This is a genomic window from Variovorax sp. RCC_210 (assembly GCF_041355175.1).
Classification (GTDB): Bacteria; Pseudomonadota; Gammaproteobacteria; order Burkholderiales; family Burkholderiaceae_C; genus Variovorax.
This window is the reverse complement of the sequence record NZ_JBFUPJ010000007.1, coordinates 125,520-144,904: the sequence shown is the minus strand read 5'-3', so window position 1 is coordinate 144,904 and position 19,385 is coordinate 125,520. Positions and strand designations below refer to the sequence as shown.

Here is a 19,385-nt window from a genome sequence, read left to right as displayed (position 1 = left end):
CGTGGCCTTCGCTCTTCTCCGCATGCCCAGCCTTCCAAGCCCTACGCAGCCCGCCACCATCACGATCGCGCCCCTGGAGGTGCGGTCCGCCAGCCTGGCCGAGCAGGCCTACGAGCGGCTGCGCACGCTCATCCTCGACCGCCAGATCTCGGCCGGCAGCCCCTTGCAGGAAGCCCGGCTCGCGGACGACCTGCGCATCTCGCGCACCCCGATGCGCGAAGCGCTCGTGCGGTTGGCGGGCGAGGGCTTGCTGGTGCGGCGCGATGCACGCTCTTACGCGGTGCGCGCGCTGGGCACCAAGGAATACTTCGACTGCATGCGCGCCCGCGAAGTGATCGAGTGCGAAGCGATCGCGCTGGCGGTGGGCAAGATCACCGACGCCGAAATCGACGCGCTGGAAGCAGACATCCAGTCGCTGAACGCCGGCGAGCACAGCGAAACCGAGCACTGGCATTTCGACGACCGGTTCCACCTGCTCATCGCCAGGGCCAGCGGCAACGTGGTGTTCCCGCGCCTGGTGGAAGAGCTGCGCGTCAATGCGCGGTTGTTCCGCCTGCACAGCCCGCTGCACCGGCAGCCGGAAAACCACGACGAACATGGCGAGATCATCAAGGCGTTGCGCGCCAGGGACGCCGAACACGCCCGCGTGGCCATGCGCGACCACCTGCGCAGCCTGCAGGAAGACGTCAAGCGCGCGCTGACCGAGTAGGCGCGGACCGATCCGCTAGGCAAGCGCTGTTCAGGCGCACAGGGCCGGCTGAACGCAAGCGACCGTCGCGCGCATCAACGACATGACAAGATTCCGGTGATCTGCGGGGCGCACGCCGGCTAGCGCCGCGGCCTGCCCGTCGACTCCCGCACCACGAGCGACACATCCACCTCGTGATGCAAGGCAGCAGCCTTGCCGGACAACGACTTCACAAGATACTCCCCCGCCCGCGTCCACACCTCGTCCGTCGGCACGTGCATCGTCGTCAGGCTGGGCCGCAGGTGCCGGCTCCATTCCAGGTCGTCGAACCCCATCACGGACAGATCGTTGGGCACATTGAGGCCGCGCCGCTCTGCCTCGAGCATCACGCCGTAGGCGATCACGTCGTTGCCGCAGACCACGGCCGTGGGCCAATCCTGCTGCGCGGACGCCAGCAGCGACCGCGCGCCCTGCCTTGCGTCGTCGAGGTGATAAGGCACTTCGATGTACCACTCGGGCCGCAGCGCCAGCCCGCTTTCCTGCAGCGCGCGCCGCACGCCCGACACGCGCGCCGTCGCCCGGTCGTTGTTCGACGAAATCGCCGCGACCATGCCGACCTTGGTGTGCCCGAGCTCGACGAGGTAGCGGCACGCGCGATACGCCGCAGCCTCGTTGTTGCCTCCCACCGACGCGTACGGCTTGTCCGGGTGGTAGACACCCACGTTCACGAACGGAATGCGCTGCGACGCGAGCAGCCGGCGCAGCGCGTCGGTGTGCATGTCGCCGCGAAGGATCAGCCCGTCGATGCCGCGGCTCACCATGTTCTGCGCCTGGCGCGCTTCGGTTTCCGGCTCATAGCCGCTGGTCGACAGCAGCAGCAGGTAGCCCTGCAACGACAGATAGCTCTGCAGCGCCTCGATGCCGCGCGCGAACATGGCGTTGTCCACCGTGGGAATGATCGCGCCGATGGTGCGCGTGCGGCGCGACGACAGCGCGCGCGCCGCCGCGTCGGGGATGTAGCCCAGTTCCTCGATGGCCGCGTCGATGCGCATGCGCAGGTCGGGGCTCACCGATTCGGGGTTGTTCAGCGTGCGCGAGATGGAAGCCGTGGAGACGCCCACGTGCTTGGCGACGTCGCGGATACCCACTGATTTTGGCTTCATGATGAAACAGTTTACAGGAAGCGGTACGTAGCCGTTTTCATCGCATTTCAAGGGAAATCACCTATCAATTTCCCCGCGGATAGCCATCCCGGCGCGTTGACAGCTTCTGCGATGGTCCAGATAATTTTGTAAACGGTTACATGGCATTCACAGGAGACAAAGACATGAGACAAGTCATCGCTTTCGCTGTCGCGGCCACCTGCGCTTTCGGCGTGCATGCGCAGGACTTCAACTGGAAGAAGCACCAGGGCAAGACCATCACCTTTCTCGCCAACAACAACCCGGTGGCCAACGCGCTGCTGAAGTACAAGGGCGACTTCGAGGCGCAAACCGGCATGACGCTGAAGGTCGACTCGTACCAGGAACAGCAGATGCGCCAGCGCCTGGTCACGGTGATGAACTCGCGCAGCGACGAGGTCGACGTGTTCATGTCGCTCCCCTCGCGCGAAGGCATGCAGTTCGCCAAGGCCGGCTGGTATGCCGACCTGAACGAGTTCGTGAAGACCGCCAGCGCCAAGGACTACGACTTCGCGGACATGAGCGCGGGCATGCTCAAGGACGCGACCTACGAGAAGCAGCTCACCGGCATCCCGATGAATGTCGAAGGCCCGGTGCTGTACTACCGCAAGGACCTGTTCCAGAAGTGCGGCGTGCAACTGCCCAGGACCCTGCCCGAACTCGAAGGCGTGGCCGCCAAGCTCAAGAGCTGCGAGCCCGGCGTCACCCCCTTTGTCTCGCGCGGCCTCAAGCCCGCCCTGCCCTTCACCTACAGCGTGTTCCTGCACAACATGGGCGGCAGCTACATGAAGGACAACAAGTCCCAGCTGTGCAGCAAGGAGGGGCAGGCCTCGCTCGCGCTCTATTCGAAGCTGCTGAAAGACTACGGCCCGCCCGGCGTCGTCAACTACAGCTTCTATCAGATCTCCTCGCTCTACAAGGAGGGCAAGGCCGCGATGGCATTCGAGTCGTCCAACGAGCTGCGCAATGTGATGGACGGCGGCGCGCGCCTGAAGGACACGGCCGTGGCCGTGCTGCCCGCAGGCCCCGGCGGCTCGCACCCGACGGTCATCGGCTGGACCATGTCGGTGTCGGCGCACAGCAAGAACAAGGAAGCCGCCTGGTACTTCGTGCAGTGGGCCACCAGCCCCGCCGTGCAGGCCAAGCTCGCGGTCGACGGCGTGGCGCCGCCGCGCACGGCCGTCACCAAGTCGCCGGGCTACAAGGCATGGATGGACGAGCAGCCCGTGCGCACCGAATGGGTCGCGGCCGTCAACGAGCTGAGCCGCACCGGCACTTCCGAAGTCGGCTACCCCATCGTGCAGAACCCGGCCTCGCGCGACTTCATCGGCCAGGCCGCCACCGAACTGCTGTTGGGCCAGAAGACGCCCGCACAAGCCTGCGCCGACGCCGACAAGCAGCTCGACGCGCTGATCGCCAAAGACTGACCCGATGGCCGTCTTCGACTTCCGCGAAGGCCACCGCGTGCTGGTGGTCGGTGGCGCCGGCGACATCGGCGCCGCCATCTCGCGTGGCTTCATGGAAATGGGCTGCCACGTCATCGCCACCGGCGTGGACGAGCGGGCCCTCGAAGCCAGCTCGCTGCAACCCGGCGACCAGCTCACCCTGCGCACGCTCGACGTCACCGACGACCATGCGGTCGCCGCGTTCGTCGGCGGTCTCGATCGCCTCGACACGCTGGTCAACTGCGCCGGCATCCTCGCGCGCTTCAAGGAGTTCGAGATCGAGACCTTCCAGCGCGTGCTCGACGTGAACCTCACGGGCACCTTCCGCCTGTGCAACGCGAGCTTGCCTCTGCTCGAAAAGAACAAGGGCAGCATCGTGAACGTGGCGTCGATGAACGCCTTCGTGGCGCTGCCCTTCATTCCGGCGTACTGCGCGAGCAAGGGCGGCGTGGTGATGCTCACCAAGTCGCTCTCGCTGGCCTGGGCCGAGCGCGGCGTTCGCGTGAACGCCATCGCGCCCGGCTACGTCGAGACTGCCATCAACGCAGCCGGCCGCCAGGACAAGGCGCACTACGAGCGCATCCGCTCTCGCATTCCGCTGGGCCAGTGGGCGCAGCCCGACGACATCGCGGGCAGCGCCGTGTTCCTGGCCTCGCCCGCCGCGCACTACGTGACCGGCACGGTGCTGGCGGTCGACGGCGGCTTCCTCGCGGGCTGAAGAAGAAAGAACCAGCTCCATGAGCCAATCCATCGGCACGCGCGGCCAGCTCGCGTTTCTCTCCCTGCCGGCCGTGATCTTCACGACCGCGATGATCGCCTTTCCCTTCGCCTACACGGTGTGGTTCAGCCTGCATTCGTACAGCTTCGGCGGCAAGCCCAAGCTCAACTGGGGCATGAACTATGTCGAGATGGCGGGCGACGGCGAATTCTGGAACGGCCTGAAGATCACGCTCGTGCTGTATGTGCTGTCGCTGGTGCTGCAGCTGGTGCTGGGCACGTGGATCGCGCTGCTGCTGCACGGCTCCAGGAAGCTGTCGGGCATCGTGCGCACGCTGATGATCTCGCCTTTCGTGCTGCCGCCCGTGGTGGTGGGCATGATGTGGCTGGTGGTGCTCGACCCGTCCATCGGCGCGGCCAACTACCTGTTGCAGGCCGTGGGGCTGCCGCGCTCCGACTGGCTGGCTTCGCCCGTGTGGGTGATTCCCACGGTCGCCATGATCGACACCTGGCAGTGGACGCCCTACGTCGCGCTCATCGTGCTCGGCGGACTGCAGTCGCTGCCCCCCAACGTGTACGAGGCCGCGCAGATCGACGGCGCCTCGCGCTGGAAGACCTTCTGGCGCATCACGCTGCCGCTGCTGGCGCCCACGCTGGTCACGGCGGCCATCCTGCGCAGCGTCGACCTGCTGCGCTTCTTCGACATCATCTACATCACCACGCAGGGCGGGCCCGGCAATGCGTCGAACACGCTGAACATCTACGGCTTTCGCAAGGGCTTCGAGCTGTTCGACATCGGCTATTCGAGCGCGCTGATGATCACGCTGTCGGCCATCGTGCTGGGCGCGGTCATGGTGCTCACCCAGGCGCGCAAGCGCGTGGCCTGGTGAGGAGCCACGCCATGAACGACAAGCTCGTGCAACGCCTCGGCCTCGTGCAGATCGCCTTCGTGGCGGTGCTGATCCTTCTGCCCATCGCGTGGATGGTGCTCTCGTCCTTCAAGCCTTCGGCGGAGGTGACGGCCTACCCACCGACGGTGGTGTTTACCCCCACGCTGGACAACTACCGCACGCTGTTCGGGACCACGCCCTTCCTGCACTACACGTGGAACAGCACGGTGATCACGGTGGGCTCGACGCTCATCGGGCTGGTGCTGGGCATTCCCGCGGCGTTCGCCGTGTCGTGGACGCGCATCACCTGGCCGGCGACGGTCACGCTGCTGGCGCGCATGGCGCCGGGCACGCTGTTCCTGCTGCCCTGGTACGTGATGTTCCGCGAGGCCGGAATGATCGGCAGCTACTGGGCGCTGATCCTCACGCACGCGGCCATCACCATGCCCATCGTGATCTGGGTGCTGCTGCCTTTCTTCGACAACATTCCGCGCAGCGTGCTCGAGAGTGCGCAGGTCGACGGCTGCAGCGTGCCGCGCATCCTGTGGCGCATCGCGCTGCCGCTGGTCATGCCGGGCGTGGTCGTGTCGTCGATCCTGTCGTTCGTGTTCTCCTGGAACTACTTCCTGTTCGCGCTCGTGCTGTCGAACGGTGACACCAAGACGCTCATCGCGGCGTCGTTCAACTTCATCGGCGAAGGCGCATCGAACTGGGGCGCGCTGATGGCGGCGGCCTCGCTCATCGCGCTTCCGCCGCTGGTTCTCGCATTCATCGTCCAGCGCAGGCTCGTGTCGGGCCTGGCCATGGGCGCGGTCAAAGGCTAGGAGACTCAACAATGCAAGCTGCAATCTTTCATGGCGACAAGAACATCACCATCGGCGAGGCGCCCATGCCCGTGCCTGCCGCCGGCGAGGTGCTGCTGCGCGTGCGCCGCACGGCGCTGTGCGGCTCCGACACCAAGCTGTGGTTCAACGGCGCGACCATCACGCCGGGCCACGAGATCTTCGGCGTGGTGCAGCAACCGGGCCATGCGCTCGACGGCAAGCGCTGCCTGGTCTACATCCCCGTGCACTGCGGCCATTGCGACTCGTGCCGCGCGGGCGACACGCAGATGTGCCTGAACGAATCGGTGCTCGTGGGCTGGAACCGCCCCGGTGGCTACGCCGAGTTCCTGAGCGTGCCCGAGCAGTGCCTGCTGCCGGTGCCCGACGACATCGAGGACGAGCTCGCCCCGCTGCTGCTCGACACCATCGGCACGGCCGCGCATGGCATCCGCTTCGTCAAGCCGCTGGTGCCGCCCGAGACCACGGGCCCGGTGCTGGTCACGGGCGCCGGCCCGGTGGGCATCGGCGCGCTCATCGCGCTGCAGAACCTCGGCTACACCGACGTCCACGTGTCGGACCTGAAGGAAGAGCGGCTGCAGCTGGCCGAGTCGTTCGGCGCCAGGCGTCATCCGGTGGGCGACAGCAGCAAGCGCTTCAAGCTCATCGTCGAATGCAGCGGCGCCCATGCCGCGCGCAGCCTGGGCATGGAAATCGTGCTGCCGCGCGGCGTGCTCATCCTGATCGGCGAGAGCGACAAGCCCTGGCCCGTGCAGGAGAACAAGGCCATTCGCCGCAAGGACTTCTACATGGTGCGCACCTTCTATTTCCCGAAGAGCGATTTCGCGCTGAACGTGGAGCTGCTGCGCGGCGAGAAGGAGCGCTATCGCCAGCTGGTCGACGCCCAGTTCGGCATCGACGAGCTGCCCGAGATGTTCGGCCGCTTCGTGGCCGGCGAACTGGTGAAGCCCCTGCTGGCTTTCGCCTGAGCACAGAAGAAAGCGAACGCATGGCGTCCATCCGATTGAAAGGCCTGGTCAAGCGCTTCGGCGACGTGGTCGTGATCCCCTCGCTGGACCTGGAGATCCGCGACGAGGAGTTCGTGGTGTTCGTCGGTCCCTCGGGCTGCGGCAAGTCGACCTTGCTGCGCATCATCGCGGGGTTGGAGCCCATCGACGACGGCGACCTCTACATCGGCGACACGCGTGTGAACGACGTGGCACCGGCCCAGCGCGACATCGCGATGGTGTTCCAGGACTACGCGCTTTACCCGCACATGACGGTGCGCGACAACATGGGCTTCGGCCTGGAGATGCGCAACACGCCCAGGGACGAGATCACGCGTCGCGTCGACCGCGCGGCGGGCATGCTGCGCATCGAGCCGTACCTCGATCGCAAGCCCAAGGCCCTGTCGGGCGGCCAGCGCCAACGCGTGGCCATGGGCCGTGCGATGGTGCGCAACCCCAAGGTGTTCCTGTTCGACGAGCCACTGTCCAACCTCGACGCCAAGCTGCGCGGCGAAGTGCGCACCGAGATCAAGGCACTCTCCCAGCAGCTGAAGACCACCATGATCTTCGTCACGCACGACCAGGTCGAGGCGATGACCATGGCCGACCGCATCGTGGTGCTGAAGGCCGGCGTGGTGCAGCAGTTCGGCACGCCCGAAGAGGTCTACAAGTCGCCGGCCAACCAGTTCGTGGCGAGCTTCATCGGCTCGCCGACGATGAACTTCTTCAACGTGCAGGCCGAGGGCACGAACGTGCGCATGGACGACGGCACGCTGTTCCCGATGCCTCCGCCTTGCGCGGGGGTGACCGGTCCCGCGGTGCTGGGCGTTCGCCCCGAGCACATGCAGGTGCTGCCGGCCGATGCGCCCGGCCTGCGCGTTCAGGTCAGCGTCGTCGAACCCTTGGGATCGGACACGCTGGTCTACTTCGATCGCGCCGGCACGCGGCATGTGGCGCGTGTCGCACCCGAGTTGAAGGTGCGACCGAAGGACACCATCACGCTGGCATTCGACGTGCACAAATGCCATCTGTTCGATGTGCAAGACGGCGCCGTGCTGGGTGGATGACATGACGACGCAACGCCCCGCACCCCGCGTGATCTGCCTGGGCCTTTCGGCGCTGGACATCACGTGGCAAGTCGATGCATTGCCGCACGGCGGCGGCAAGACCCGCGCCAGCGATGTGCGTGAAGGCGGCGGCGGCATGGCCGCCAACGCGGCCGCCGCGGCAGCCAGGCTGGGCGCCCAGGTGCGGTTCTGGGGGCGCGCAGGCGACGACAGCGCGGGCCACGAAATGAAGTCCCAGCTCGCCGCCCTCGGCGTCGAGGTGTCGCACTTCAGGCTGTTTCCAGGCGCCCGCTCGTCGCTGTCGGGCATCGTCGTGGACACGCGCGGCGAACGCATGATCGTGAATTTTCGCGGCGCGGACCTTCCCGCGGACCCCGCATGGCTCCCACTCGATGCGCTGGCCGAGGCCGACGCCGTGCTGGCGGACCCGCGCTGGCCTGAAGGCGCACTCGCGTTGTTCGGTGCCGCGCGCGAACGCGGCATGCCCACCGTGCTCGACGGCGACGTGGCGGACGCGGCCATCTTCGACCAGCTGCTGCCTCGCACCGATTACGCCGTGTTCTCGGAGCCCGGGCTCGCGGGCTATGCCACCGACGCACGCAACGTCGACGAACAGCTGGCCTTCGCCCTCTCGCGCGGCTGCAGGCTCGCCGCAGTGACGCTGGGCGAGCGCGGCATCCGCTGGGCCGACGCCGCGGGCCGGCACGCCCTGCCCGCCTTCGAAGTGAAAGCCGTCGACACCACCGGTGCCGGCGACGTCTTTCATGGCGCGCTGGCCTTTGCGCTCGGTGCGCACTGGCCCGTGCGCCGCGCCTTTCAGTTTTCCGCCGCGGTGGCGGCAATCAAGTGCACACGGCCCGGCGGACGCGCCGGCGTGCCCGACTTCGCCACCGCGATGTCCCTCGTCGATTCCATCCAGGAGTAACTCACCATGACCACGCCCGCCCTCCACCTCGGCAAGAAATGGGGCATGCGCCGCATGGCCACGCCCGAAGGCCACTTCACCATGGTCGCGCTCGACCAGCGCCCGCCGATCGCGCAGCTCATCGGCGCCAAGCTGGGCATCGCGCCGGCCGACGTCAAGTTCGCCGACATGGCCAACGTGAAGCGCACGCTGGTCGATGCGCTCGGCGCCCACGCCAGCGCCATGCTGTTCGACCCCAACTACGCTTTTCCGGCCGCGCTGCAGAAGCTGCCCGCGCACACCGGGCTCGTCGTGACGCTGGAAGACCACCGCTTCCGCGACACGCCGGGCGGGCGGCTCTCGCACTCGATCAACGACTGGAGCGTCGAGAAAATCAAGCGCGCCGGCGGCGATGGCGTGAAGGTGCTGGCGTGGTACCGGCCCGACGCCGAGCCCGACGTCATCGCGCACCAGAAGGACTACGTGCGCAAGATCGGCGAAGAGTGCCGCCAGTGGGACATTCCGCTCGTGCTGGAGCTGCTCGTGTACCCCTTTCCAAAGAGCGAGCGCCACACCGTCGACTACATCGAGTCGCCAGAGAAGATGCCGGAGCTGGTCATCGAGAGCGTGCGCGAGTTCGCCAAGCCCGAATACGGTGTCGACCTGTTCAAGCTCGAAAGCCCATTGCCCGGCGCCACGCTGGCCGCGCGCGACGGCAGCGCCGCCCACAAGGCCGCCCAGGCCTGGTTCGACCAGATGGGCGCGATCTGCAAGGGCGCGAACATTCCGTGGGTGATGCTGTCCGCGGGCGTGACCTCGCCGCAGTTCGTGCGCGTGATGGAGTACGCCTACGCGGCCGGCGCGCATGGCTTTCTCGCGGGCCGCGCCGTGTGGTGGGCCGCGTTGCAGAACTTTCCCGACCTCGAACGCTGCGCCGAGCAGCTTCGCAACGAAGGCAGCGCCACGCTGGCCGAGCTCGAAGCGCTCACGCTGCGCGCCGGCAACGCCTGGCACGCAGACTACAGCGCCTTCGACAGCATGAAGACCGAAGGCGAGTTCTGCGCCGCCTATGCCTGACAACGTGCGCGGGGCAACCACGCGCATGACAATCGACGCATGACCTCGAACGCAACGGACCCACGCACCTCCTTCACTGTCGAACGGCTCGACGTCTTCGTGTTCCGCGCACCGGCCGACCCGCCGGTGCAGACCTCGTTCGGCATCATGCGCGACCGCCCGGCCGTGCTGGTGCGCGTCACCGACGCGGACGGGGTGCAGGGCTGGGGCGAGATCTGGTGCAACTTCCCGACCGTGGGGGCCGAGCACCGCGCGCGCATGACGCTGGCGTATTGCAGGCCCGCCGTCACCGGCCGCGCGTGGTCGCATCCGCGCGAGTGCTTCGACGAACTCACGAAGCGCTTCGCGGTGCTCGCGTTGCAGACCGGCGAACACGGCACGCTGAACCAGATCGTCGCAGGCGTCGACACGGCCCTGTGGGACCTGCATGCGCGCCGCCAGGGCTTGCCCCTGTGGCAGGCCCTGGGAGGTGCACAGGCGCAGGCGCAGGCCGTGCAGGTCTACGCCTCGGGCCTCAACCCCACGGAGCCCGACAAGCTCGCGCTGCAAAAGCGCGACGAAGGCTATCGCGCATTCAAGCTCAAGGTCGGCTTCGGCGCCGAGCGCGATCTGGCCAACCTGCGCACGCTGCGCGACGCACTCGGCAACGAGGCCACGATGATGGTCGACGCCAACCAGGCCTGGGACTTCGACGAAGCCTGCAAGGCCGGCGAGCGTATGGAAGATTTCAACCTGCTGTGGCTCGAAGAGCCCTTGCGCGCCGACCAGCCCGCGCTGCGCTGGAAGGAGCTCTCGCAGCGCCAGCCGATCACGCTCGCGGGCGGAGAAAACCTCGCCGGATTCGCGCAGTACCGCGATTTCATCTCCACTGAAGGCATGGCCGTCATCCAGCCCGACCTCGGCAAATGGGGCGGGCCCAGCGGTTGCCTCGAAGTGGCGAAGCAGACCATTGCGGCAGGCAAGTGGTATTGCCCGCACTGGCTCGGTGGGGGCATCGGGCTGGTCGCGTCGATGCATGTGAAGACGGCGGTGGGCGGGCCGGGCTATGTCGAGGTCGACTCGAACCCGAATCCGCTGCGCGAGCTGCTGGCCGTGCCCAACTTCAAGGTGAACGACGGCTGGGTCCAGCTGTCGAACGAACCCGGTCTCGGCGTGATGCCGGACCTGGCCGCGTGCAAGGGCTACGTGGTCGAGGTGCCGATGGTCGGGGTCTGATTCAGCCCTGAGCGATCGCAACCCACGCGGTCGCGATCAGCGTCGAGCCTGCGGCGGCCAGCAGGCCGCCCACCAGCCACTTCAGCGTTTCGGGCTTCAGCCGGTTGGGCAGCTTGTGATGCAGCCGCGTGGCGCCGTAGACCACCGGCAGCGCGCACGCGGCCAGCAGCGCCGAGCGCAGCGAGAAATGCCCCGCCGCCAGCACGATCACCAACCGCACCAGCGAGTTGAATGCAAACATCAACAGCAGCGCGCGCCGCACCAGCTCGCGGTCCAGCGGCTGGCGGTACATGTGGAAGACGATGGGCGGCCCCGAACTTGCGAACAGCCCGCCCAGAATGCCCGACAGCCCGCCGATGAGCCCGAAGCTCCAGGGCCCCGACACCCGCGCCAGCGGCTTGCCCTGCAAGACCAGCAGCGCCGCGCATCCGAGGATCGACACGCCCAGCAGCCCGCGCAGCCACGACACCGCGCTGCCGCTGAGCCAAGCCAGCAGCATCAGCCCGGCGATGACGCCGACCGTGCTGCCGTTGAGCGCAGGCTTCATCAGGCGCCACGGCACCACGCCGGGCCGTGCGCGGAAATAGGTCCATGCATTCACCAGGCTCAGCACCATGGCCGCGTTGGCCGCGTCGCTCACGCTCGCGACATGCAACACCGACACCAGCCCCAGCAGGACCAGGCTGAAGGCGAAGCCCGTGAGGTTCTGCGTGTACGTGGCCAAAGCCACGCACAGCATGAAGACCAGCACCGGGCCGGCCTGGGCATACAGGTCCGACACCACCCCGGCTTCAATACACGCTGCTGTCGAAGCCGCGCGCCAGGCTCGGCCGGATGGCCTGGATGAAGGCCGTGGCCTGCCGCATCATCATGCCCATGTCGGAGGCCACCGCCACGAACGAATAGCCCATGGCGACGAAGGTGGACACCACCTCGGGCGTCGGCCCCACGATGCCGCAGGGCAGGCCGATCTTGCGGCAGCGCGCGGCCACGTCGGCGATCACGGCCTGCACCTCGGGGTGCAGGATGTCGCCGATGTGGCCCATGTTGGCCGACAGGTCGCCAGGACCGAGGAACAGCGCGTCGACGCCCTTCACCGCGGCGATGTCCTCGAGCGCGGCCACGGCGCGCGGGGTCTCGAGCTGGATCACGGTGAACACCGACGCGTTGGCGCGCGCGTTGTAGTCCTTCGCGGTGCCGTAGCCGCTGGCGCGGTGCACGGCCGCGTAGCCGCGAATGCCTTCGGGTGGGTACTTGGCATACGACACGGCGCGGCGCGCGTCTTCCGCGCTGTCGACAAAGGGCACCATCACCGTCTGCGCGCCCAGGTCGAGCGCGCGCTTGAACAGCACCGGGTCGTTGGCCGCCAGGCGCACCACGGCGGCGGCCGGCGTGCCGGCCAGCGCCTGCAGGATGTGCAGCGTGTCGCGCTCGTCGATGGGCACGTGCTCCTGGTCGACCAGCAGCCAGTCGAACCCGGCGCGGCCCAGTGCCTCGGCGGTGCTGGCGATGCCCGACATGAGCCAGGTGCCCAACGGCGTGCCGGGCTGGGCGAGGCGGTGGCGGAATGCGTTGTGAAGAGGGTCGTTCATGCGATGTGTGGGGTTCAATCGATCTGGATGTCGGCCTGCTTGACCACGGCGGCCATGGCGGGTGTGTCCCTGGCGATCAGCGCGCCCATTTCCTGCGGCGTGGACGACAGCACCTCGTAGCCCTGCGCCTCCAGCGGCTTGCGGAACTCGGGCGACTGCAAGATGCTGCGCATCTCCTTGTTCAGGCGTTCCACCACCGGCGCGGGCGTGCCGCTGCGCACCAGGATGCCGTTCCACACGATGTTCACCACGCCGGGCACGCCGGCCTCGGCGAAGGTGGGCACGTCGGGCATGACGGGCGAGCGCTTGGTGTCGGCCACCGCGAGCACGCGCACGCTGGCGGCTTTCTTGTACGACACGACGGCAGGCAGGTTGTGGAACATCATCGGGATCTGGCCGGCGAGCACGTCGTTGAGCGCGGGCGGGCCGCCCTTGTAAGGCACGTGCGTGAGCTTCACGCCGGCCTTGTCCTGGAACTCCACGCCCGTGAGGTGCATGGTGTTGCCGTTGCCGGCCGAGCCGAAGACGAGGTCGCCGGGCTTCTTCTTCGCGGCCACCACGACATCGGCGACGTTCTTGTAGGGCGTGGCCGCCCCCACGACGAGCACATTGGGCATCTGGTGCGTGAGCGTGACGGGTTGCAGGTCTTTCAACACGTCGTAGCCCAGCGACTTGTAGAGCGCGGGGTTCACCGTGAGCGTGCTGGTGGACCCCAGCAGCATGGTGTAGCCGTCGGCCGGCTGGCTGCGCGCCACCCAGGCCGAGCCGATGTTGCCGTTGGCCCCCGCGCGGTTGTCGATGATCACGGGCTGGCCCAGCCGCTGCGCCAGCGCCTGCGCGAGCGGCCGCGCGATCTGGTCGGCCACGCCGCCCGCGGGGTAGGGCACGACCAGCGTGAGCGGATGGTCGGGGAAGGTGCCTTCGGCGCGGGCCGTGAGCACCGATGCGAATGCGAGAGAGGCTGCGATGGCCAATCGTCTTTTCATGTCTGTCGTCTCCTTCAGTACGTGGGGCAAAAGCTCAGTCGACGGCGGTGGGCAATGCCTTGCCTTCGGCGAACGCCACGAGGTTGTCCAGCACCAGGGCAGCCATGGCGCGGCGCGTCTGTACCGTGGCGCTGGCGATGTGGGGGGTCAGCACCACGTGCGGCAACAACAGCAAGGCCTCGGGCACGCCGGGTTCGTTCGCGAACACATCGAGGCCCGCGCCCGCGAGTCGCTTCGATTGCAGGCGTTCGACAAGTGCCGCCTCGTCGACGACCGATCCACGTGCCACGTTCACCAGAACGCCGTTCGCACCGAGCGCGTCGAGCACCTGCGCGGAGATCAGGTGCCTGGTGTCCGGGCCTCCCGGCGTGACGACGATGAGCGCGTCGGCCCACTCGGCCAGCGCCATCGGCGTCGAGAAATAGTCATAGGGCACGCCCGGCTGCCGCGTGCGGCCGTTGTAGCCCACGACGGTGTCGAAGGCCGCGCAGCGCTGCGCGATCATCCGGCCGATGCGGCCCAGCCCGACGATGCCGATCTTGCTGCCCGCGAGCTGTCGCGCCAGCGGAAACGCCCCCTTCAGCCACGCGCCGTCGCGCACGAAACGGTCGGCCGCCGGCAGCTGGCGGAACACGCCCAGCAGCAGGGCCAGCGCCAGGTCGGCCACGTCCGTCGACAGCACGTCGGGCGTGTTCGACACGGCAATGCCCTTGCTGCGCGCCCATGCGATGTCGATGGCGTCGTAGCCCACGCCATTGCAGGCGACAAGGCCCAGCCCTGTGAGATGGTCGGCCATGCCGGCCGGCACGCCGACCATGCCGTTGGTGATGAGCGCGCGCACCTCCTTGCCGCGCGACGCGAGGAAGGCCGGGCCGTCTGCCACTTCCTTCCACGCGATCACCTCGTAGTTGGAAGCGAGTCTTTCGAGGAGGTCTGCAGGAAAGGGCGTGATGGCGAGCAGGACAGGAAGCATCGGATCGGCGTTGTATGAGTGAAGGATGTTACCGCTAACATTGCACTCGAATGTATAGTTCGGCGCCGCCCGAGTCAATGCCTGTGCCCCCGAAGAAACCCCTCCCCGCTTCCCCCGCAGAAGAGCCGCGCGTGCGCGCGCCACGACGCAAGCTGGCCACCCACACGATCCACGACGTGGCGGCGCTGGCGGGCGTGTCGTCGATCACGGTGTCGCGCTATTTCAATGCGCCCGACAAGGTGTCGCAGGCCGTGCGCGAGCGGCTGCGCGAGGTGATCGCGGCCACCGGCTACGTGCCCAGCCAGGTCGCGGGCCGGCTCGCCTCGGGCCAGGGGCGCGTGGTGGGCGCGGTGATGCAGAACACGGCCAGCACCACCTTCGCCGACCTCGTGCGCGGCATGAACGACGGCTTCGACGCGGCCGGCCTGCAACTGCTGCTGGCCAACACCGACTATTCGCAGCAGCTCGAGGAGCGCGCGGTGCGCGCCTTCGCGGGCTGGCACCCGAGCGCCCTCATCGTCACACGCGACGACCACACGCCCGACACCGAGGCGCTGCTGCGCGCGGTGCGCGTGCCGGTCGTCGAGACCTGGGGCGTGGTGCCGGGGCGGCCTTTTCACCAGGTCGGGTTTCCGCACGAGCAGGTGGGCGTGGAACTGGCGCGGCACTTCATCGCGCAAGGCGCCAGGCGCATCCGCTTCGCGATGCGTCCGGTGGCGCAGGACTTTCGCGCGCAGCAACGTTCGATGGGCTATGCGTCCGCGATGCGCGAGGCCGGCCTGAAGGTGGACATCGTCACGACCACCGAGGCGGCCGATGAATTCGAAGCAGGCGCCGAGGTGATGCACCGCCTGCAGCAGGAGCCGAAACGCACGCGCGCGCAAGCCATCGTGTTCGCCAACGACAGCATGGCCGCCGGCGCGATCCTGCAGGCGCCCTCGCTCGGACTCGAGTTGCCACGCGACTGCGCCGTGTCGGGCTTCGGCGACGCGCCCATCGCGGCGCGCCTGCACCCTGCCCTCACCACCATGCGTCCCGCGCCCTACGAGATCGGCATGAAAGCCGCGCGCGTCGTGCTGGAACTGATGGCGCAGGCGCCGCAAGGCAAGCCCGCGCCGCCGCAATTGCACGTCGTGCCCTGCCGGCTCGTCGTGCGCGACAGCTCGCGCATCGTGCGCTGAGGCTCAGTAGATCGGCGGCTCCGGCGTCGGCGCGTTGCCAGCCAGACTCAGGAAGTCGCAGCCCAGGTGGGCCTGCGTGACCTCGTGCTGGAACAGCTTCGTGTAGCCGCGCGTGTAAGGCTGCGGGGGCGCTGTCCAATGCCTGCGGCGCTCGGCGAGTTCCGTGTCGGAGACCAGCATGTCGAGGCTGCGCGCGCCGATGTCCAGGCGCACCACGTCACCCGTCTTCAGCAACGCCAGCGGTCCGCCGACGGCCGACTCGGGCGACACGTGCAGCACGCAGGTTCCGTAGTGCGTGCCGCTCATGCGCGAATCAGAAATGCGCAGCATGTCGCGCACGCCCTGCTTCAGCAGCTTCCTGGGAATCGGCAGGTTGCCCCACTCGGGCATGCCCGGGCCACCCACGGGCCCGCCATTGCGCAGCACGAGCACGGTGCTGGCGTCGCAATCGAGGTCGTCATCCGCCATGGCGGCGAGCATGTCGGCGTTGGAATCGAACACCAGCGCGCGGCCCTCATGGCGCAGCAGCTCGGGCGTGGCCGCCGAGGGCTTGATCACCGCCCCGTCGGGGCACAGGTTGCCGCGCAGCACCGCCAGCGCAATGCCGGCCTCGGGGCACTCGGGCGTGCCCCGCTTCAGCGGCGCCGCCGGGTCGAGGATGGTGCCGTCGTCCTCCGACGGCCACTGCGCGATGTCTTCGCCCAGCGTGCGACCCGTGACGGTGAGTGCCGACAGGTCGAGGTGCGACGCGATCTTGTTGAGCACGGCCGGCAGGCCGCCCGCGTAGTGAAAGTCTTCCATCAGCTTCTCGCCCGACGGATAGAGGTTGGCGATCACGGGCACGCGGCGTGCGATGGCATCCAGGTCGTCGATGGTCAGCTCGATGCCCGCGCGCCCCGCCATCGCGGGCAAGTGCACCGCCGCGTTGGTGGAGCCGCCCAGCGCCATGTAGGCCGTGACGGCGTTGAGGAACGAGGCCTTCGTCACGATGCGCGAAGGCTTCAGGTCTTCCCACACCATGCCGACGATGCGCTCGCCGCAGCGCCACGACATGCGGCTGTGCTCCGAGTCGACGGCCGGGATGCTCATCGCGCCCGGCAGCGTGAGGCCCATGGCCTCGGCAATGGCGGTCATGGTGCTGGCCGTGCCCATGGTGTTGCAGGTGCCTGGCGTGCGCGTCATGTGCGCCTCCAGCTTGATCCACTCGGCCTGGCCGATGTTGCCGACGGAGCGCTCGGCCCAGAACTTCTTGGTGTGCGTGCCGGCGCCCACGGCCTGGCCCTTGTAGCGGTCGTTCATCATCGGGCCGGCGGGCAGGAAGATGGCGGGCACGTCCATCGACAGCGCCCCCATGATCAGCCCCGGCGTGGTCTTGTCGCAGCCGCCCATGAGCACGGCGCCGTCGATGGGCAGGCTGCGCAGCAGCTCCTCGCACTCGATGGCCAGCAGGTTGCGATAGATCATGGTGGTCGGCTTGACCATCACTTCGCCCAGGCTCAGCGCAGGCAGCTCCAGCGGATAGCCGCCGGCCTGCAGCACGCCGCGCTTCACCGCCTCGGCGCGCTCGCGCAGGTGGGCGTGGCATGGAGAGAGTTCGCTCCAGGTATTGATGATCCCGATGACGGGACGGCCCATGAACTCCTCGCGCGCCAGCCCCTGCTGCTGCATGCGCTGGCGGTGCGCGAAGCCGCGGATGTCGTCGCTCGCGAACCAGCGCTGGCTGCGCAGCTCGTCGAGAGGCTTCTTGTTCATGGTCGTCGTTGTCTTTGCGGGAGCGTCTTCTTTGGGCATGCGTGGGGTCTCTGGAAATCGGGTGCGGGTCAGTAGGTGGCGGGCCCGTCGGGCGTCTTCGGCGCGCCGCGCTGCCTGAAGCGCGCGGCCACGTCGTCGGCGGTCTTGCGCAGCAGCACCTGGTCGTTCGCCACCGCCACGAAGAGCGCGCCGAGGTCCAGCAGTTCCTGGGCGCGCGGCTCGTCGTTCATGAGGATGCCGGGCGCCTTGCCGCACGCCAGGATGCGCGCAACGGCCTTGTCGACGGCGGCGCGCACGGTCGGGTGATTGACCTGCCCAGCCACGCCCATGCTGGCCGACAGGTCGCCAGGGCCGATGAACACGCCGTCGACACCGTCGACATTGGCGATGTCTTCGAGCCGCTCCAGCGCCTCGGCCGTCTCGACCTGCACGAGCACGCAGATTTCGTTCGAGGCCTCGGCCACGTACTTCGCGTCGCGGCCGAACTTAGAAGCGCGCACCGTGCCGCCCATGCCGCGCACGCCGTGCGGCGGATAGCGCGTGGCGGCCACGGCGGCCTCGGCCTCTTCGCGCGTCTGAACGAAGGGCAGCAGCAGCGTCTGCGCGCCGATGTCCAGGTATTGCTTGATGAGCACCGTGTCGTTCCATGGCGGGCGCACCACGGCGTTGGTGGGGCGATCGCGCTCGGCCTGAACCGCCTGCAGCTGGCGCAGCATGGTGGTCGGGTCGCCGGGCGTGTGCTCCGCATCGAGCAGCATCCAGTCGAAGCCGGCGCCGGCCAGCAGTTCGCAGATGTAGGGGTCGGGCAGCGTGGACCACAGGCCGATCTGCGGGATCTTGGCGGCGAGTGCGTGCTTGAAGGCGTTGCGTGCAGGCATGGTGTGTTCGTTCTTTCAGTCGATCTGGACGTTGCCGGCCTTGATGACCTCGGCCATCGCGGCGTAGTCGGCTTTCAGCCGGTCGGTGAATTCCTGGGGTGTCGATGAGAGTACGTCGAAGCCCTGCTCTTCCAGGGACTTGCGAAAGGCCGGCGCCTTCAGGATCTCGACCATCTCCTTGTGCAGGCGCTCGACCACGGGCGCGGGCGTGCCGCTGCGCACCAGCATGCCGCTCCACGCCAGCTGCACCACGCCGGGCGCACCGGCCTCGGCCATCGTCGGCACGTTCGGCAACAGCCTGGAACGCTGCGTGTCGGCCACGGCCAGCACGCGCACGCGGCCACCCTTTTCCTGGCCGAGCACGGCCGAGAGGTTGTGGAACATCATCGGGATCTGCCCGCCCATCACGTCGTTGAGCGCGGCAGGCCCGCCCTTGTAAGGCACGTGGATCAGTTGCGTGCCGGTCTTCGCCTCGAACTGCAGTCCCGTGAGATGCATGGTGTTGCCGTTGCCGGCCGAGCCGAAGCTCAGCGTGCCCGGCGCCTTCTTCGCGGCGGCGACCACGTCGGCCACCGTCTTGTACGGCGTGGCCGCGCCGACCACGAGGACGTTGGGCGTCTGATTGGTGAGGGTGATCGGCTGGAAATCCTTCAGCGGATCGAAGCCGGTGGCCTTGTAGAGATGCGGATTCACGGCCAGCGTGCTGACCGAGCCGAAGAAGATGGTGTAGCCGTCGGCTGCCTGGTTGCGCGCCACGTAGGCGGCGGCGATGTTGCCGTTGGCGCCGGGCCGGTTGTCGATGATCACGGGCTGGCCCAGGCGCTGCGACAGCAACTGTGCGAAGGGCCGAGCGAACTGGTCGGCGGCGCCGCCCGCCGGCTGCGGCACGACCAGCGTGACGGGCTTGGCCGGATACGTCTGCGCCAGCGCGGAGTTCGCCGCCAACGCCATGGCCGCAACGGCCAAGGCGGAAAGGGCCATGGCGGCCCGGCGGTTGGTCTTGTTCAGCAT

19 protein-coding genes are annotated in these 19,385 nt (G+C 68.0%); 11 read left to right on the top strand and 8 right to left on the bottom strand.

Annotated features, from left to right (window positions below; all coding sequences use genetic code 11):
- Positions 1–22 precede the first annotated feature (22 nt).
- Positions 23–709 (top strand): GntR family transcriptional regulator, encoded by a 687-nt coding sequence (locus AB6807_RS20525; RefSeq protein ID WP_116913147.1) that lies wholly within the window; start codon positions 23–25, stop codon positions 707–709.
- 119 nt (positions 710–828) lie between these two features.
- Here the strand turns inward: AB6807_RS20525 and AB6807_RS20520 are convergent, their stop codons facing one another.
- Positions 829–1,851, bottom strand: a complete 1,023-nt coding sequence (locus AB6807_RS20520; RefSeq protein WP_371086012.1) for a LacI family DNA-binding transcriptional regulator — start codon at positions 1,849–1,851, stop codon at positions 829–831.
- A gap of 164 nt (positions 1,852–2,015) precedes the next feature.
- Between AB6807_RS20520 and AB6807_RS20515 the strand changes: the two genes are divergently transcribed.
- Genes AB6807_RS20515 through AB6807_RS20475 form a run of 9 tightly spaced genes read left to right on the top strand, consistent with a single transcriptional unit; the run spans position 2,016 to position 11,012 of the window.
- A complete protein-coding gene (locus tag AB6807_RS20515; protein WP_165840490.1) occupies positions 2,016–3,296 on the top strand; it encodes a sugar ABC transporter substrate-binding protein in 1,281 nt (426 codons plus the stop codon).
- A 4-nt stretch (positions 3,297–3,300) separates the two neighbouring features.
- On the top strand, positions 3,301–4,032 hold the full coding sequence (locus tag AB6807_RS20510; RefSeq protein ID WP_371086011.1) for an SDR family NAD(P)-dependent oxidoreductase: 732 nt from the start codon (positions 3,301–3,303) through the stop codon (positions 4,030–4,032).
- Positions 4,033–4,051: 19 nt separating this feature from the next.
- Positions 4,052–4,921: a carbohydrate ABC transporter permease gene (locus tag AB6807_RS20505; protein ID WP_371086010.1), complete on the top strand. Its 870-nt coding sequence runs from the start codon at positions 4,052–4,054 to the stop codon at positions 4,919–4,921.
- 11 nt (positions 4,922–4,932) lie between these two features.
- The gene (locus AB6807_RS20500; RefSeq protein WP_286515492.1) at positions 4,933–5,745 is read left to right on the top strand and encodes a carbohydrate ABC transporter permease; all 813 of its coding nucleotides are present in this window, start codon (positions 4,933–4,935) and stop codon (positions 5,743–5,745) included.
- A gap of 11 nt (positions 5,746–5,756) precedes the next feature.
- The gene (locus AB6807_RS20495) at positions 5,757–6,731 is read left to right on the top strand and encodes an alcohol dehydrogenase catalytic domain-containing protein (RefSeq protein ID WP_371086009.1); all 975 of its coding nucleotides are present in this window, start codon (positions 5,757–5,759) and stop codon (positions 6,729–6,731) included.
- Between the two features lie 20 nt (positions 6,732–6,751).
- Positions 6,752–7,816, top strand: coding sequence for an ABC transporter ATP-binding protein (locus AB6807_RS20490; protein ID WP_371086008.1), 1,065 nt, complete (start codon positions 6,752–6,754; stop codon positions 7,814–7,816).
- Position 7,817: 1 nt separating this feature from the next.
- On the top strand, positions 7,818–8,741 hold the full coding sequence (locus tag AB6807_RS20485; RefSeq protein ID WP_371086007.1) for a sugar kinase: 924 nt from the start codon (positions 7,818–7,820) through the stop codon (positions 8,739–8,741).
- Between the two features lie 6 nt (positions 8,742–8,747).
- Complete coding sequence (locus AB6807_RS20480; protein WP_371086006.1) at positions 8,748–9,797, top strand: tagatose 1,6-diphosphate aldolase; 1,050 nt, start codon at positions 8,748–8,750, stop codon at positions 9,795–9,797.
- Positions 9,798–9,836: 39 nt separating this feature from the next.
- The gene (locus tag AB6807_RS20475; RefSeq protein ID WP_371086005.1) at positions 9,837–11,012 is read left to right on the top strand and encodes a mandelate racemase/muconate lactonizing enzyme family protein; all 1,176 of its coding nucleotides are present in this window, start codon (positions 9,837–9,839) and stop codon (positions 11,010–11,012) included.
- A gap of 1 nt (position 11,013) precedes the next feature.
- Here the strand turns inward: AB6807_RS20475 and AB6807_RS20470 are convergent, their stop codons facing one another.
- The 4 genes from AB6807_RS20470 to AB6807_RS20455 are packed head-to-tail and all read right to left on the bottom strand — an operon-like array spanning position 11,014 to position 14,563.
- Entirely contained in the window at positions 11,014–11,793 is a 780-nt protein-coding gene (locus tag AB6807_RS20470) for a TSUP family transporter (RefSeq protein ID WP_371086004.1), read from the bottom strand.
- Between the two features lie 10 nt (positions 11,794–11,803).
- Positions 11,804–12,604, bottom strand: coding sequence for an HpcH/HpaI aldolase/citrate lyase family protein (locus AB6807_RS20465; RefSeq protein WP_371086003.1), 801 nt, complete (start codon positions 12,602–12,604; stop codon positions 11,804–11,806).
- A gap of 14 nt (positions 12,605–12,618) precedes the next feature.
- Positions 12,619–13,590, bottom strand: a complete 972-nt coding sequence (locus AB6807_RS20460; protein ID WP_371086001.1) for a Bug family tripartite tricarboxylate transporter substrate binding protein — start codon at positions 13,588–13,590, stop codon at positions 12,619–12,621.
- A 34-nt stretch (positions 13,591–13,624) separates the two neighbouring features.
- The gene (locus AB6807_RS20455; protein WP_371086000.1) at positions 13,625–14,563 is read right to left on the bottom strand and encodes a 2-hydroxyacid dehydrogenase; all 939 of its coding nucleotides are present in this window, start codon (positions 14,561–14,563) and stop codon (positions 13,625–13,627) included.
- 131 nt (positions 14,564–14,694) lie between these two features.
- Between AB6807_RS20455 and AB6807_RS20450 the strand changes: the two genes are divergently transcribed.
- Positions 14,695–15,744, top strand: coding sequence for a LacI family DNA-binding transcriptional regulator (locus tag AB6807_RS20450; RefSeq protein WP_286515507.1), 1,050 nt, complete (start codon positions 14,695–14,697; stop codon positions 15,742–15,744).
- A 3-nt stretch (positions 15,745–15,747) separates the two neighbouring features.
- On the opposite strand, the gene araD is transcribed toward AB6807_RS20450, so the two are convergent.
- The 3 genes from araD to AB6807_RS20435 all read right to left on the bottom strand — a co-directional run bounded on the left by araD (position 15,748) and on the right by AB6807_RS20435 (position 19,385).
- Complete coding sequence (gene araD / locus AB6807_RS20445) at positions 15,748–17,496, bottom strand: L-arabinonate dehydratase (protein WP_371085999.1); 1,749 nt, start codon at positions 17,494–17,496, stop codon at positions 15,748–15,750.
- Between the two features lie 68 nt (positions 17,497–17,564).
- Positions 17,565–18,374, bottom strand: coding sequence for an aldolase/citrate lyase family protein (locus AB6807_RS20440; RefSeq protein WP_371085998.1), 810 nt, complete (start codon positions 18,372–18,374; stop codon positions 17,565–17,567).
- A 15-nt stretch (positions 18,375–18,389) separates the two neighbouring features.
- Positions 18,390–19,385, bottom strand: a complete 996-nt coding sequence (locus AB6807_RS20435; protein ID WP_371085997.1) for a Bug family tripartite tricarboxylate transporter substrate binding protein — start codon at positions 19,383–19,385, stop codon at positions 18,390–18,392.

Bases quoted from the DNA above. Each gene is read 5' to 3' on its own strand.
- AB6807_RS20525 (WP_116913147.1), top strand. From the start codon at position 23: ATGCCCAGCCTTCCAAGCCCTACGCAGCCCGCCACCATCACGATCGCG.
- AB6807_RS20520 (WP_371086012.1), bottom strand. From the start codon at position 1,851: ATGAAGCCAAAATCAGTGGGTATCCGCGACGTCGCCAAGCACGTGGGC.
- AB6807_RS20515 (WP_165840490.1), top strand. From the start codon at position 2,016: ATGAGACAAGTCATCGCTTTCGCTGTCGCGGCCACCTGCGCTTTCGGC.
- AB6807_RS20510 (WP_371086011.1), top strand. From the start codon at position 3,301: ATGGCCGTCTTCGACTTCCGCGAAGGCCACCGCGTGCTGGTGGTCGGT.
- AB6807_RS20505 (WP_371086010.1), top strand. From the start codon at position 4,052: ATGAGCCAATCCATCGGCACGCGCGGCCAGCTCGCGTTTCTCTCCCTG.
- AB6807_RS20500 (WP_286515492.1), top strand. From the start codon at position 4,933: ATGAACGACAAGCTCGTGCAACGCCTCGGCCTCGTGCAGATCGCCTTC.
- AB6807_RS20495 (WP_371086009.1), top strand. From the start codon at position 5,757: ATGCAAGCTGCAATCTTTCATGGCGACAAGAACATCACCATCGGCGAG.
- AB6807_RS20490 (WP_371086008.1), top strand. From the start codon at position 6,752: ATGGCGTCCATCCGATTGAAAGGCCTGGTCAAGCGCTTCGGCGACGTG.
- AB6807_RS20485 (WP_371086007.1), top strand. From the start codon at position 7,818: ATGACGACGCAACGCCCCGCACCCCGCGTGATCTGCCTGGGCCTTTCG.
- AB6807_RS20480 (WP_371086006.1), top strand. From the start codon at position 8,748: ATGACCACGCCCGCCCTCCACCTCGGCAAGAAATGGGGCATGCGCCGC.
- AB6807_RS20475 (WP_371086005.1), top strand. From the start codon at position 9,837: ATGACCTCGAACGCAACGGACCCACGCACCTCCTTCACTGTCGAACGG.
- AB6807_RS20465 (WP_371086003.1), bottom strand. From the start codon at position 12,604: ATGAACGACCCTCTTCACAACGCATTCCGCCACCGCCTCGCCCAGCCC.
- AB6807_RS20460 (WP_371086001.1), bottom strand. From the start codon at position 13,590: ATGAAAAGACGATTGGCCATCGCAGCCTCTCTCGCATTCGCATCGGTG.
- AB6807_RS20455 (WP_371086000.1), bottom strand. From the start codon at position 14,563: ATGCTTCCTGTCCTGCTCGCCATCACGCCCTTTCCTGCAGACCTCCTC.
- araD (WP_371085999.1), bottom strand. From the start codon at position 17,496: ATGAACAAGAAGCCTCTCGACGAGCTGCGCAGCCAGCGCTGGTTCGCG.
- AB6807_RS20440 (WP_371085998.1), bottom strand. From the start codon at position 18,374: ATGCCTGCACGCAACGCCTTCAAGCACGCACTCGCCGCCAAGATCCCG.
- AB6807_RS20435 (WP_371085997.1), bottom strand. From the start codon at position 19,385: ATGCTGAACAAGACCAACCGCCGGGCCGCCATGGCCCTTTCCGCCTTG.